The sequence below is a fragment of the Bradyrhizobium ferriligni genome (genome assembly GCF_056837965.1).
Window position 1 is genome coordinate 48,367 of sequence record NZ_JBXEJO010000045.1, and the last position, 13,263, is coordinate 61,629.

Sequence of the window (13,263 nt, forward strand, 5' to 3'; positions counted from 1 at the left end):
TGTCCGGCGCGATGCGCTGGCCTAAGAACACGGGCATGACCATTCACCCCATCGTGCGCTATCCCGATCCGCGCCTTGCGCTGCCGGCCGATCCGGTGACCATGTTCGACGAGGCGCTGCGCGAACTGGCGCGGGACCTGCTCGACACCATGCATGCGGCGCCGGGCATCGGCATCACCGCGCCGCATATCGGTGTGTCCCTGCGCGTCGTGGTGCTCGAGCTCGATGCCCGCGAAGGGCCCCGGACCTATGTCAATCCGGAGATCATCCGGACCTCGCCCGAGATGATCCTGCACAAGGAGGGCAGCGTCTCGATGCCCGGGGTCAATGACGAGGTCGAGCGCCACGCCCGCGTCCGCATCCGCTATCAGGATCTCGACGGCAACATGCAGACCGAAGAAGCCGACGGCCTGCGCGCCGTGTGCCATCAGCACGAGATCGATCAGCTCGACGGCATGTTCTGGATCAGGCGGTTGTCCCGCATCAAGCGGGAGCGCCTGATCAAGCGATACGACAAAATCTCGCGGACGTGATCGTCGCCCGCATGAGCGAAGCGACATGGGGGACAAGCCGCGATCAGCAGACGGAAAAGCCCCGGATATCGCTGCGCTCATCCGGGCTACGCGTCTTGCGCAAGCGAACCAACCTGTCTTCGTCCTACCCTCCCGCCATCAGATCCTTCGCCAGCGCGATGTAGGCCGGCAGCGTCACGGGATCGTTCGCGGCGTTGCCGGCAGCCGGGTGCGAGGCGTAGCGCGCGATCACCATCTCGGCTTTCGGATCGATATAGAGGCCCTGGCCATAAACGCCGCGCGCCATGAAGGCGCCGTGCGCATTGTGCGTCACCCACCATTGATTGCGGTAGGACGCCCCTGGCAGCGTGGTGTAGCCGGCAGGCTTGAATTTCTCGGGATCGCCGCCGCGCGCGATGTCCTCGACCACTTGAGACGGCACGATCTGGCGGCCGTTGAAGCGGCCGTGATTGCGGATCGTCTCGCCGAACCGGGCAAGGTCGCGCAGCGTCGTCGACAATCCGCCGCCGCCGCTTTCGGTGCCGATGCGATCGACGTGATAATGCGCATCCTCCTCGGCACCCATCGGCGCCCAGATCCGCTCGGAGAGCAAATCCGACAAGGTCATGCCGCTGGCACGGCGGCAGATCCAGGCCAGCACGTCGGTGTTGACGGTCTTGTAGGCGAATGCCTTGCCGTGCTCGCCCTGCTTCTGCTGCGCGCAGAGGAAGTCGAAGATATTGGTCGCGCCCTCATAGCCCGGCTCGATCGGCGCCATGCCGTTGGCGCGCCGCAGCCCCCACACGTCGGAATTCTTGTCGGTATAAACCTCGGTGTATTTGAGGCCGGTGGTCATATCCATCGCCTCGTGCACGCGGGCATCGCCGAATGCACTTGCCTTCAGCTCCGGCACATAATCGGTGATCGGGGCCTGCGGATCGATCTTGCCCTCCGCGATCAGGATGCCGGCGAGCGTGCCGGTGAACGATTTCGTCACCGACATCGCGATGTGCGGCTTGTGCGGCCTCAAGGCGCCGAAATAGCGCTCGTAGATCAGCTTGCCCCGGTGCAGCACGGCGATGCCGTCGGCATAGGTCTCATCGAGCATGCGCGCGAAGGTCATCGGGCGGCCGTCCATCGTCACCGATGCCGACGCGCCGATATCATGGTCTTCGCGCGGCAGCACCGACGCCGGCCCTGCCCCGCGCCAGACATTCACGGTCGGAACCAGCTGGCGGATGTTGCTCCAGGCCCAGCGCAATTCGGGGAAGCTGCGGAACGAGCCGTTCTGGAAGGTGATGGTCCTGTCCTGCGGCGGCGGAAAGCCCTGCATCCAGCCAAGCGTTTGCGGATCGGATTCGGCGGCGGTGAGATTTTGCTGTTGATTGGCGGCGGCGGCTGCGACGGACATCAAGGCTGGCTCCAGAGCTGCGAATGCGAATTTCGTATCACGCGACAGCACCACGCACATCCCGCGTTTGCGCCGGGGTGACCGTCGCGGCGAGCACACGCCGCAACGCGAATGGCCGCGCGCCGCAGATACCAGCTCGATCGGACACCTGACTATCGAGCCCGGGCCAGATCATTCCGGCACGCGGATTACCCCGCCGCCGCGCGCTCGATCGCGGCGATGTCGATGTTCTTCATCGTCAACATCGCCTCCATCGCGCGCTTGCCGGCGGCGCGGTCGGCGCTGTTGACGAGCTCGAGCAGCCGCCGCGGCGTGATCTGCCAGGCAAAGCCCCAGCGATCCCGGCACCAGCCGCATGGCAATTCCTTGCCGCCGCTAGAAGTGACCGCATTCCAGTAGCGGTCGGTCTCCTCCTGGCTGTCGGTGAGCACCATGAAACTGACCGCCTCGTTCGGCGTGTAGTTGGAGCCTCCGTTCAGCCCCACGAAGCGGCGGCCCAGCACGCTGAACTCGACCGTCAGCTCCTCGCCCTGCCCGATGCCCGGTATCGGCGATTGATGGCCTGCGCCGACATGGCTGTCGGGAAACGTCGCGGCATAAAACTCGGCGGCTTCGCGCGCCCGGCCCTGATCGAACCAGAGGCATGTGACGAGATCAGTCATGGCAGTCTCCTTGCAGGGATGATCGAGCGGGGTGAAGCGGTCATAATGCGTGATTATGGTCCTGGTTCGACGCGGCGCAGGTTATCGTTCCACAAACTGTTTCGCCATCGCGGATCATGTTTCGCCACTTCGGCTCACGCGCATGATCAGGAGCGGCACGATGACGATCACTCCCGCCATCAGCATCACTCCGGATAGATCCGAGAGATTCAGCATCCGGGCACCAAGAATGGTTCCGACGCCAATCGCCGAATTGATGACGGCCGAGTGGATCGCGGCCGCGGACATTGCCATGGAACCGGCCGCACGCAAGATCCAGGTCTGGAGGCCCGCGAACAGCGCCGCGACGGCGGCGCCCCAGACGACGAGCAAGGCAACGACCGTGCCGGTCCCGAGTTGCGGGCCAAACCATCCAAGCCCAACGAGCGCGCCCGCGAGGGCAAGCAGTCCCCACGTGATGACGGATGTCATGAAGCGATCGATCAGGACACCGGTCAGGATGTTGCCGACAAATCCTGCTCCGCCAAAACCGAACAGCATCACGCCGATCATGAAGGGCGGCACATCCGCGATCTCGCCGAGGAAGGGTTCGATGAAGGTGTAGGCTGCGAAATTCGCCGCCGCCATCAACGCCGTTACGGAATAGATTCTGCGCAGGTCCTGTCGGCGAACCACCGCGGCCAGCGCTTGCCATCCCGCCGGCGATCCGGCTCGGAGCCGCGGAAGAACCCCGACCATCAGGACGGACGTGCACAATCCGACGCCGCCGATCACGCCGAATGCCGCGCGCCATCCGCTGTTCTGTCCGATGAGGTTGACGAGCGGCACGCCGATGACGGTTGCCATCGAGATTCCGCCGAACACGATCGCTGTCGCAACACCCATGCGATGAGACGGTGCAATCTGCGTTGCGATCGCGGCCGCCATCGCCCAGAAGAAGCCGTGAACGACGGCACCGACCGCCCGCGCCAGCAACAACCCCGTGAAACTGTCGGAAACCATCGCCGCAAGATTGCTCGCGGACAGTACCAGCATCAGAACAACGAGCAGCGGCTTGCGGGGAAAACGTTGTAGCAGAACCGCGGACAACAGGCCGCTGGCAGCGCCGATCCAGGCATAGAGCGTGACCGTGAGCCCGACGGCGGCTTGGTCTCGACCAAGATCGTGGGCGATCTGGGACAACAGCCCGACCGGCGCGAACTCGGTCGTGACCATCGTGAACGAAGCAACGCCGAGCACGATGACGGCGAGCCAGACGCTTAGCCCGGGACTGGAACGGTCAGTCGTCATGCAGGTGACCGGCGTGGACGAGCGGCCATATCCCTGATGACGCGCCGATAGTCCTGACGCCGCGCTTCATCCATGAACGCAGCCTTGAGGCTGTTGTCGGCGAGGCTTAATTGCTCCTCGGCAGTCAGGCCCAACGCCGCTGCCGTGCGGACGAAGTTCTCGTTGACGTGACCTCCGAAATACGCCGGGTCGTCGGAGTTGATCGTGACGCAGAGGCCGGCGTGGAGCAGCCGGCGCAGATTGTGACGTTGGAGATCGGGGAAGATCCGCAGCGCCACATTCGACAGCGGGCATACCGTGAGCGGCGTCCCCTCGTCGGCAAGGCGCCGCATCAGTGCCGGATCGGCCTCGCACTGGACGCCGTGATCGATGCGGTCGACGCCCAGCCTGTCGATCGCTTCGGTCACATAATCCGGCGGCCCTTCCTCACCGGCATGTGCGGTCGTCTTCCAGCCAAGCGCGCGGGCGCGGGCGAAGACCTCGTCGAAGGGCCTGGGCGGGTAGCCTTTTTCCGGTCCACCGAGTCCGAGGCCCAGCACGCCGTCGCGCCAGCGGCCCGCCGCCTCGATCGCGGCGAAAGCTTCTTCAACAGGCTTATGCCGGCGAACGCACAGGATCATGCCTCCGGTGATATCGCATCGCGCGTCTGCATAAGCGGCGCTGATGCCGTCCATGACAGCATCGAACGGCACGCCGCGCTCGGTATGGTCGGCCGGGGTGACGTAGATTTCCGCATGAACGACATTGTCTTCCCGCGCGCGGGTCAGGTACGCGCGCGTCAGCTCATAGAAGTCGCGCTCCGTCCGAAGCACGGTCAGGCCGGCCCAGTAGATTTTCAGAAATGACTGGAGATCGGAGAAGCGATACGCCGAGAGGACGTCGGTCATCGAGCGGTACGGAATCGCCACGTCGTTCCGGCGGGCAAAATCGAGCAGCATGCCCGGCTCCAGCGTTCCCTCGACATGCACGTGAAGCTCGGCCTTCGGAACGGCCTTGATGTCAAACAACGGAACGGAATTCATTGAACGCGATCTCTGGGCTCGGGCGTGTTCCACTTCAGAGTCTTTTCACGCGCATCCAAACGGATGCGCTTGCCAAGCTCATCTGCCATACGAGCCCGACCTAGCAGCCTTTGTCGAAAGGTCGCCACGCATAAAATATGCGAGCGTTATCCGGCTGAGGCAGCCTCCCCGAGCTTCAGGCAATGGTGGTGACCAGCCGTGCGGGGGCACCGTCGGCGAGCATGAGGCGCTCCCACAGCATGCGCCCCGGAAGGATCACGAGGTCCGCATCGGAGTTCGGACCCGTATTGACCTCGAGCGAGCTCAGCTGCCCGTCATACCAGCCGAGATCATTGAGGGCGGTGTCAGCCGCGAGGATTTCCGGCGAGGCATAGCCACGTAGCGATTTGCCCAGGAATTCGGACAAGCCGGTTCGCCATTCGGCCTGCCTGGGCGCCGACGCGGCAAGCAACCGATGCGTCAGGTCGCAAACCAGATGGACCTTGCGCGTCGAGGATTCGACCAGACGCTTCAGGGCGGCATCCTGGGCCGGCTCGAACGGACCCATGAGCAATCGGCGCGCCGAGATCCACTGGCTTTCAGACAGATCGAGAATGCCGCGCTCCCAGCGCGACACGGTCGCCTGATCCACACCCATCAATTCAGCGAGGTGGCTTTGCTTGATCTGACGAAGCAATCGCATTCGTCGCAACCCGCGGCCTTGATTGCCCATCATTCACCCGACTTTGTTCTGCAACTCGTAGCGAGGGTCAGCGAAGACATGCCCCGCGGACACCGCTACCAGGAACGGCTGCGGCGCAAACTCCGCAGCCGTGCGCCTGACGCTGCTCGAACCACAGGCATGTCACGACCCCGGTCACGGCAGTCTTTCTTTTTTTGCATAGGGTGGTTGGAGAAACCGCACACCGCCATCACGATCAAGATTCCTGTCCGGTCCGGCCGCGCGATGCGGTGGCCGCAACCCTTCCGCAAGCACGCTGCCGTCCCTGCGAAAGCAGGGACCCATACGCCGCGGCCGGGGTTGGGAACAGGACTCGTCGTTCTGGCATCGCTCAACAATGACCAGTCAAACGCCAAGCGGAATATTTTCTTATCGCGGGATGGACAACGTTTTGCTGATTTACCCGTCGGGGTGATTTGTCGCAGGTGGCGCGAAGGGATTTGATTTGCGTCGAGGCAACTCGACTGCGTGACACGCATGCGCGAGCCTGTAGCCCGGATGGAGCGCAGCGAAATCCGGGGTTCTCCCCTTTGGCAGGACCGGTCCCGGATTTCGCTTCGCATCATCCGGGCTACGCTTGGCCAAAAGATTCCAGGATCGGCTGTCGGGGCGCGTGCCGCCCGCTCGTCCTCGGGACGCAAAGACATGGAGAGAAGCGATGACCCCCATCATTACCGCCTTCGAACGCTCGCCCGATGGCGGCAAGGGACTGGCGCGCGATACCCGCGTTCGCTGGGCGCTCGAGGAAGTCGGCCAACCTTACGAGGTTCGCCTGGTTTCGTTCCAGGCGATGAAGCAGCCGGCGCATCTGGCGCTGCATCCCTTCGGCCAGATTCCGACCTATGAGGAAGGTGATCTCGCGCTGTTCGAGACAGGCTCGATCGTGCTGCATATTGCCGAACGTCATGCCGGCCTGCTGCCGGGCGATGCCAATGCCCGCGCCCGCGCAATCACCTGGATGTTTGCCGCGGTCAACACGGTGGAACCGCCGATCCTTGAACTCATGACCGCCAGGATTCTGGAGAGCGACAAGCCCTGGACCAAAGAGCGCCTGCCTCTGGTCATGGATCGCATCCGCGAGCGGCTGAAACAACTCTCCCCCCGCCTCGGCGACGCCGACTGGCTCGACGGCGCGTTCAGTGCGGGCGACCTGATGATGGTATCGGTGCTGCTCAGGCTGAGAGCATCGGGCATTCTCGACGAATATCCGAGTCTGTCCGCCTATGTCGCCCGGGGCGAGGCCCGGCCGGCTTACCAGCGTGCTTTCGAGGCTCAGCTGGCGGTCAACACGGGTAAGCGACCGACCGGCTGACGTTGGCGACATCAGGGACAGGCCCTCGCGCAGATCGCAAAGCCGCCGGACATCGCTGCGCCTGCCCGGCCAGGTTTGCTAGTCGAATGGATCGTGTTCTGGCAGCGGTTCGGTCAGTTCGAATCCTGGATGAAGCTGCGAAATAATCTCCAGTGCGGTGCGGCCGGGTGCGATCCCAGCGGGGTGCACGCCCGACGCATCGAAATACTGGTTGCTCAGCACCGCGACACCACATTGCAATTCCGGCACGACGATCACGATCGCTTCGAATCCGCCCCTGCTCGTCGCGCCGTTCTTTGTGAAAACGGTATGGCCCTGCGTGTCCGTGGTGATCTGCCAGGCGAGGCCCATGGTGACGCTGGTCTTCTCCCCGCAAACGGGGAATGTCCCCTGGTTCTGCTGCGTGAGCGCGATTTGCGACCCGAGCACCCCGTTCGGGGCCGCGATCTGCGCCGCGAGAAACCTGATCATATCGTCACCGGTGGTTTTCAGATCAAAGGCTGTGCCGTCGGTCGGCGTGTTGCGGTCGAAAACGATCTGGTATGGCGGCTCAGAGCTCTTGCTCCAATGCCCGATACATCCCTGCGCGATCTTCCATGATGAATTGACGACGGCTCCCGTTTGCTTCATGCCGAGCGGACCGGTGACGTATTCGGCCAGGATCTCGTTGTAGTTATGGCCCTGGTCTTTCGCAAACATCTGCGTGACCGCAAAGCCCAGGGTCACGAAGCCGATATTGGAATACTGCCAGCAGCCCTGCGGCGGCGTATCATATTGATTCCACCAGTTGATGAGTTCACTGGAGGGCGGCTCGTCCGCAAACAGCTGCTCGCTGTAGCCAGTCAAGCCGTCCCCCGGCTGCTCCGGCATGCCGGAGGTATGGGTGGCGAATTGCACGAGCTGGATGGCGTCCAGCACCGGCGTGCCCACCGCGTTCGCGCTGAAGAGGTTCAGATAAGGGCCGATGGTGTCGTCAAGAGAGGGCCCACCCGCCTTCACCGCCACCGCCAGCAATGTGCTGGTGAACACCTTGGTCACCGATCCGATCTCGAACACCGTGTCGGTCGTGACACTGAATGGCGCGGGCGAAGAGCCGGCCACGCCTGACAGTCCCTTGGGGTAGACGTAGCCCTTGGTGCCGAACGACTTTTCGTCATAGACCGCGATGCAGCAGCCAGGGGCATTGCTGATGCCCAGATATTTTTTGGCCGCCTGCTGAACGATCTGTGCGGGACTTGTCGTCGCTTCGATCATCTGGTCGCTCATTTCGCCCTCCTGCCGATGAAGATGCACGATGTTGACCTTTGGTTGCAGCATCTCATATAACGTCGTTCAGCGCGAGTGAAATCACCGTGACTGTTTGTTTCAAGTTGGGGCGGTGGAACGTTCGTGCTGAAAGCAGCGTCATCAGACGCGGGCTTATGCCGGCGTCGCGGCAGTTGCGAAAAGTCTGGCTGATATCGCAGGGCGGATTAGCGACACGCAACCCGCCACCTCGCGCTTGGCTTCAAGATGTGGCGGATCACGCTTCGCCAGTCCAGCTGCGCGCTCGGCCGGATTATGCTTGCTGCCAGAGCATCGGAAATGACATGGTCGATTTCACACCACTGACGCAGGCAGAGCACAGGACCTATTCGTGAGCACCAATCAAGCGATCAAACTTGCGGTGATCGGACGTGGCCTGATCGGGTCGGCGGCTGCGCGGCATCTGAGCAAGATGGGCCACGATGTTGCGCTGATCGGGCCCGATGAGCCGGCGGATTTTTCGCGCCATGGCGGCGTGTTCGGCAGCCACTATGACGAGGGCCGCATCACGCGGAGTTACGATCCGGGGCCGTTCTGGCGGCAAGCGAACCGCGCTGCGATTTCACGCTACGGCGAGATTTCAGCGGAGAGCGGCGTGGAGTTCTATAGGGAAGCCGGTGCGCTTCACATTGGCCACAGCGAAACCACCGATGTTGCTTCGATCGGCAGGATCTGCGCCGAAGACGGGATCCGGTGTGAAGCCTATCATGATGCGGGGCTCGCGGAGCGCTTTCCGTTTCTGAAATCGACGGCCGGAATGCAGGGTTATTTCGAGCCGCGCAATGCCGGATACATCAGCCCGCGCCGCCTGGTCCGCGCGCAGACGATCGCGGCGGAGCGCGCCGGCGCCCGGATCATCGACGAACCCGCGCTGGGGATTTCGGAAAACGGCTCCGGCGTGACGATCCGGACGCGATCGGGCAGCGTCGAGGCCGAGCGCGTTCTGGTTGCGGCGGGCGGGCACACCCAATCGCTGCTCGGCCGCTGGCTGGGTTTTACGGTCTATGGCCGAACCGCGGCGCTATTCCGACTTGGTGCGGCGGAGATTCAACGCCTGGCCGGAATGCCGTCGATGCGTTGTCTCGGGCCCAAGGGCGACAATCCCTACATCCTGCCGCCGATCCGCTATCCGGACGGCCAGACCTGGCTGAAGCTCGGCGGCGATCCGGTCGATCTTCCGCTCGATAGCGAGGCTGATATCAAGGACTGGTTCCGCTCGGGCGGATCGATTGAAGTCGCCGATCGGCTTCAAGGACAGATCCTTGACCGCATTCGCGACCTCGCTTTCGAGGAACGCCGCGTCGTGCCTTGCATGACCACCTTCGGCGACAGCGGCCTGCCCTGCATCGGACCGCTTTCAGAGCGCGTCACGGTCGCGTTCTGCTGCTACGGCAAGAGCGCAAAATGTTCGGACGAACTCGGCCGGCTCGGCGGCATGGCGCTGCTCGGCGACGTCCAAGCCGAGCTCGAGCCGTGACGGAGTTTTGTGCGGCGTTTGCGTCCGAAAGTTCCTGGGCACGCAGGACGGGTTCGTCAGCAGGTAGCCCGCATGAGCGCAGCGATATGCGGGACGCCACGACACGCCCCGGATATCGCGGAGCCTGTCATCGGGCGCGCGTTCGCGCGACCCGTTGGCTCATCCGGGCTACGCTCGCTGAACCCGTAGGAGTGCCAACGCGGACGTAACGCGCCCTCACGATCATCACCCGAAGACGTGACGGATTACGCTTCGTTCATACGGCCTGTCAGTGATGGTCTGCATCGCGCGACACAACGGCGAGGATCGCATTGCTCACGCAGCGTTGAGCCGGCGTGAGTGATGATTGCATTTAAGTTCGCCGTTGCTGCGCACAAATATCTGACGAGGCCAGACTCCTTGGTCCCATAAACAAAACGGAGAAACTCCATGACGAACGTCAAACTCCTGTCGGCTGCTTTGATCGCGGTCGCCATGATCGCGTCGCCGGCAATGGCACGTGAGACCCACGCCGTGTCCCGCCACGTCGCGGAGGCGAGCGCCGCCGCGCCGACCGAGCCCGTCTATGTCGACGGTCGCGCCTGCATCCCGGCGCCGCGCGTCGGCTCATTCGCCACCGCGCCCTGGACCGGCAACAACGTCCCCTGCGAGCCCGGTCCATATTGATCGCGCCGCGTGGATCGATCGGTCGGGTGGTCTCCTAGCCGCTTGACCGGCGCGGTGCGCCATCGCGACGCTGAAACCGCGAGTAGCCCGCATGAGCGCAGCGATATGCGGGACACCACGCGACTCGCGGATAGCAATGCCCCGGATATCGCTTCGCTCATCCGGGCTACGCTTGCTCGATCGTTCTCATTGCGCCCAATGAGTTGATTTGTCGTTGCAGAACGTTTCTTCGTCTTGACTCCCGCCGCGCGTCAGTCGCGCGATACGGACAGTCCGGCGAGAAGCGGCGCGTAGGCGATGAGCCTGCGGGATACGAACTCGGTGAAGAGCCGCACGCGCTTCGTCTTGCGTGTCTCCCCCTGTGTGAGAAGCCAGAGCGTCCCGTACATGTGCAGGTCGGTGCCCGGCACCCTCACGAGCAGGGGGTCGGCATCTCCGACGAAGCACGGCAGCGTCGTCATCCCGAGCCCCTGCCGCACCGCGACGATCTGCGCCTCGGCATCTGTGGCCCTGAACGGAACCTCGGCGGCGCGAACCTCGCCCTCGTGGGCCCAGTCCGGGATTCCGTGAATGCTGATGACGATCCACCGGATGGGATCAGGCGCGCCCGCACGCCACGCGGCCAGTCGATCGCGTGATATGTAGATGCCTCCGAACAGCTCCGGTCCCTTCAGGCCGTGAAGATTGAGCGGCAGGGTTTTTCGGTCGTAGACGACGCGGATCGCGACGTCGGCCTCCCGGTTGGTCAGATTTGCCAGCTCGCCGGATGACAAGATTTCCATTTCGATGTCCGGATGCAGACGCGCGAAATCGGCGAAGTCCGGCATGAGCAGGTGTGTCGCGAGGGGCGGTGCCAGCGTCACCCGCAGACGCCCGCGCACGCCCTGGTCGCGGCCGAAGACGCGCGTCTCCAGCTGGTGCGACGACGCTTCCATCTGTTCCGCGAGCTCGAGGACCTCCTCCCCCGCAGCCGTCAGGCGGTAGCCCGAAGGCAGCTTCTCGAACATCTGCGCTCCCAGCCGTTCCTCCAGTTGGGCGACGCGTCGCAGCACGGTCGAGTGGTTCACCCCGAGGCGCTCGGCGGCAGCCCGCACCGACCCTCCGCGCGCGACGGCAAGAAAGTAGCGAACGTCATCCCAGTCGATCATGGTGCAATCCGGCACCGCTGGGGTGCGCCTTTCAAAGCCCGTGTCCAATACGTCGGACAGCGTCTCGTCTGTGGGTAGCACGGGCGATCATCATAGCCCAAGCCGAATAGCCATGCCGACAAGCGCAGCCCAATTCCGAACGGCGGACAGCGATCGTCGCGGCTGACGTCAGTCGTCCAGCCGGATCGATTTCGCACCACCGATGTGCACGCTTCCGCACTCAACGCCTGACGCCGGCGGAGCTACGTCGAGGTTCTCGGGGGCCATCTCGCAAATGGTACCAGAGACGCTGTCCGACACGACGAAAGGAGAAGTCATGGGAAAGCTTGAGGGTAAGGTTGCAGTCATCACGGGCGGATCGAGCGGCATGGCGCTGGCGAGCGCCCGGCGGTTCGTTGAAGAAGGCGCCTATGTTTTCATCACCGGCCGAAGGCAGGAAGCGCTCGACGAGGCCGTCAGGCTGATCGGCCGCAACGTGACCGGCGTGCGCGGCGACGCGGCCAATCTCGACGACCTCGACCGCCTGTTCGATACAGTCAGGCGGGAAAAGGGCAAGATCGACGTCCTGTACGCGAGCGCCGGCATCGGCGAAGCCATCCCACTCGGCGAGATTACCGAGCGGCATTTCGATGCGACCTTCGACCTGAATACGCGCGGCACGCTGTTTACGGTTCAGAAGGCGTTGCCGCTGTTCAACGATGGCGGATCGATCTTCATGACCGGGTCGGTTGCGTCGGTGAAAGGCTTTCCTGGTTACGGCGTGTATGCGGCGAGCAAGGCGGCGTTGCGCTCATTCGCACGCACGTGGCTCAACGAACTGAAGGGCAGGAATATCCGGGTGAACGTGCTGAGCCCGGGGCCGATCGCCACACCGATGCAGGACCAGGTCCTCACCGAGGAGGCGAAGCGGATGTTCGAATCCCTGATCCCGCGGGGAAAGATGGGTCGTCCCGAGGAAATTGCGGCGGCCGCGCTGTTTCTTGCTTCAGACGATTCGAGCTTCGTGAACGGGGTGGAGTTGTCTGTCGACGGCGGCTTCTCGGCGATCTGAACGGCCGGGGAATCAATATCAACACGGATCGGAGAAGTATCATGAGCTATGCGATTGTAGGATTCGGTAAGATAGGCCAGGCCCTCGCCCACGCCTTCGCCCGTCAGAACATCGAGGTGGCCGTCGCGAGCCGCCGGCCGCCCGAGGCGTTGACGCCGCAAGCTCGGGCGATTGGACCCACGGTCGTCGCCAAGTCGTTGCGGGAAGCACTCGAGGCCGACACTATCATCCTGGCGGTCCCGTTCGGGGAGCATCGCGAGGTTGCGAAGGCCCTGCCGAGCTGGAAAGGCAAGACGGTCATCGATGCGATGAACGCGTTTCCAGTCCCTGAAGAACTGGACGGCCTCCCGTCCTCCGCCTTCGTCGCGAAGGCGTTCACCGGCGCCAAGCTCGTCAAAGGGTTCAATCACCTGGTTGCGGCCAAGCTGGCTGCCGATCCGATCGTCGAGGGCGGCCACCGGGTGGTCTTTCTGTCTGGTGACGACGAGGACGCGACCGCTCCCGTGGCAGCCCTTGCGAAGCAACTCGGGTTCGCACCCGTCACGCTGGGAAAGCTCAACGAGGGTGGCGCGCTGGTGCACGCACGCGGCCGCACTTGGGGCCCGCTCATCTTCCAGGATTTGTTCAAGAAGGAGCAGTAACGGATTTGCGACGCGTAGCCCGCATGAGCGGAGCGACATGCGGGA

13 protein-coding genes are annotated in these 13,263 nt (G+C 63.5%); 6 read left to right on the top strand and 7 right to left on the bottom strand.

Annotation, left to right across the window (positions count from 1 at the left end; genetic code table 11):
- The first annotated feature begins 35 nt into the window (after positions 1-35).
- Complete coding sequence (locus AC1VNY_RS25630; protein WP_482407265.1) at positions 36-533, top strand: peptide deformylase; 498 nt, start codon at positions 36-38, stop codon at positions 531-533.
- Between the two features lie 124 nt (positions 534-657).
- On the opposite strand, the gene AC1VNY_RS25635 is transcribed toward AC1VNY_RS25630, so the two are convergent.
- From AC1VNY_RS25635 to AC1VNY_RS25655, 5 genes are all read right to left on the bottom strand, one after another.
- Positions 658-1,923 carry a serine hydrolase domain-containing protein gene (locus AC1VNY_RS25635; protein WP_482407266.1) on the bottom strand — a complete coding sequence of 422 codons (1,266 nt, stop codon included), beginning with the start codon at positions 1,921-1,923 and terminating at the stop codon, positions 658-660.
- A gap of 188 nt (positions 1,924-2,111) precedes the next feature.
- Complete coding sequence (locus AC1VNY_RS25640; RefSeq protein WP_482407267.1) at positions 2,112-2,585, bottom strand: VOC family protein; 474 nt, start codon at positions 2,583-2,585, stop codon at positions 2,112-2,114.
- A gap of 114 nt (positions 2,586-2,699) precedes the next feature.
- Entirely contained in the window at positions 2,700-3,875 is a 1,176-nt protein-coding gene (locus AC1VNY_RS25645) for an MFS transporter (protein ID WP_482407268.1), read from the bottom strand.
- Positions 3,872-4,897, bottom strand: a complete 1,026-nt coding sequence (locus AC1VNY_RS25650) for an adenosine deaminase (RefSeq protein WP_482407269.1) — start codon at positions 4,895-4,897, stop codon at positions 3,872-3,874. The genes AC1VNY_RS25645 and AC1VNY_RS25650 overlap by 4 nt, the downstream gene beginning before the upstream one ends.
- Positions 4,898-5,072: 175 nt before the next feature.
- Positions 5,073-5,609, bottom strand: coding sequence for a helix-turn-helix domain-containing protein (locus tag AC1VNY_RS25655; RefSeq protein ID WP_482407294.1), 537 nt, complete (start codon positions 5,607-5,609; stop codon positions 5,073-5,075).
- Between the two features lie 667 nt (positions 5,610-6,276).
- Here AC1VNY_RS25655 and AC1VNY_RS25660 point away from each other — a divergent pair.
- Complete coding sequence (locus AC1VNY_RS25660; protein ID WP_482407295.1) at positions 6,277-6,930, top strand: glutathione S-transferase family protein; 654 nt, start codon at positions 6,277-6,279, stop codon at positions 6,928-6,930.
- A gap of 78 nt (positions 6,931-7,008) precedes the next feature.
- On the opposite strand, the gene AC1VNY_RS25665 is transcribed toward AC1VNY_RS25660, so the two are convergent.
- Positions 7,009-8,196: a serine hydrolase domain-containing protein gene (locus AC1VNY_RS25665; protein WP_482407270.1), complete on the bottom strand. Its 1,188-nt coding sequence runs from the start codon at positions 8,194-8,196 to the stop codon at positions 7,009-7,011.
- Positions 8,197-8,566: 370 nt separating this feature from the next.
- On the opposite strand from AC1VNY_RS25665, the gene AC1VNY_RS25670 reads away from it, so the two are divergent.
- Together AC1VNY_RS25670 and AC1VNY_RS25675 are read left to right on the top strand one after the other, a co-directional pair.
- The gene (locus AC1VNY_RS25670) at positions 8,567-9,712 is read left to right on the top strand and encodes an NAD(P)/FAD-dependent oxidoreductase (RefSeq protein WP_482407271.1); all 1,146 of its coding nucleotides are present in this window, start codon (positions 8,567-8,569) and stop codon (positions 9,710-9,712) included.
- 429 nt (positions 9,713-10,141) lie between these two features.
- Entirely contained in the window at positions 10,142-10,378 is a 237-nt protein-coding gene (locus tag AC1VNY_RS25675; protein ID WP_018271197.1) for a hypothetical protein, read from the top strand.
- A gap of 251 nt (positions 10,379-10,629) precedes the next feature.
- On the opposite strand, the gene AC1VNY_RS25680 is transcribed toward AC1VNY_RS25675, so the two are convergent.
- Entirely contained in the window at positions 10,630-11,526 is an 897-nt protein-coding gene (locus tag AC1VNY_RS25680; RefSeq protein WP_482407272.1) for a LysR family transcriptional regulator, read from the bottom strand.
- A gap of 316 nt (positions 11,527-11,842) precedes the next feature.
- Here AC1VNY_RS25680 and AC1VNY_RS25685 point away from each other — a divergent pair, with 316 nt between their 5' ends.
- Entirely contained in the window at positions 11,843-12,577 is a 735-nt protein-coding gene (locus AC1VNY_RS25685) for an SDR family NAD(P)-dependent oxidoreductase (protein ID WP_482407273.1), read from the top strand.
- Between the two features lie 41 nt (positions 12,578-12,618).
- Complete coding sequence (locus tag AC1VNY_RS25690; protein ID WP_482407274.1) at positions 12,619-13,218, top strand: NADPH-dependent F420 reductase; 600 nt, start codon at positions 12,619-12,621, stop codon at positions 13,216-13,218.
- The last annotated feature ends 45 nt before the right edge of the window (positions 13,219-13,263 follow it).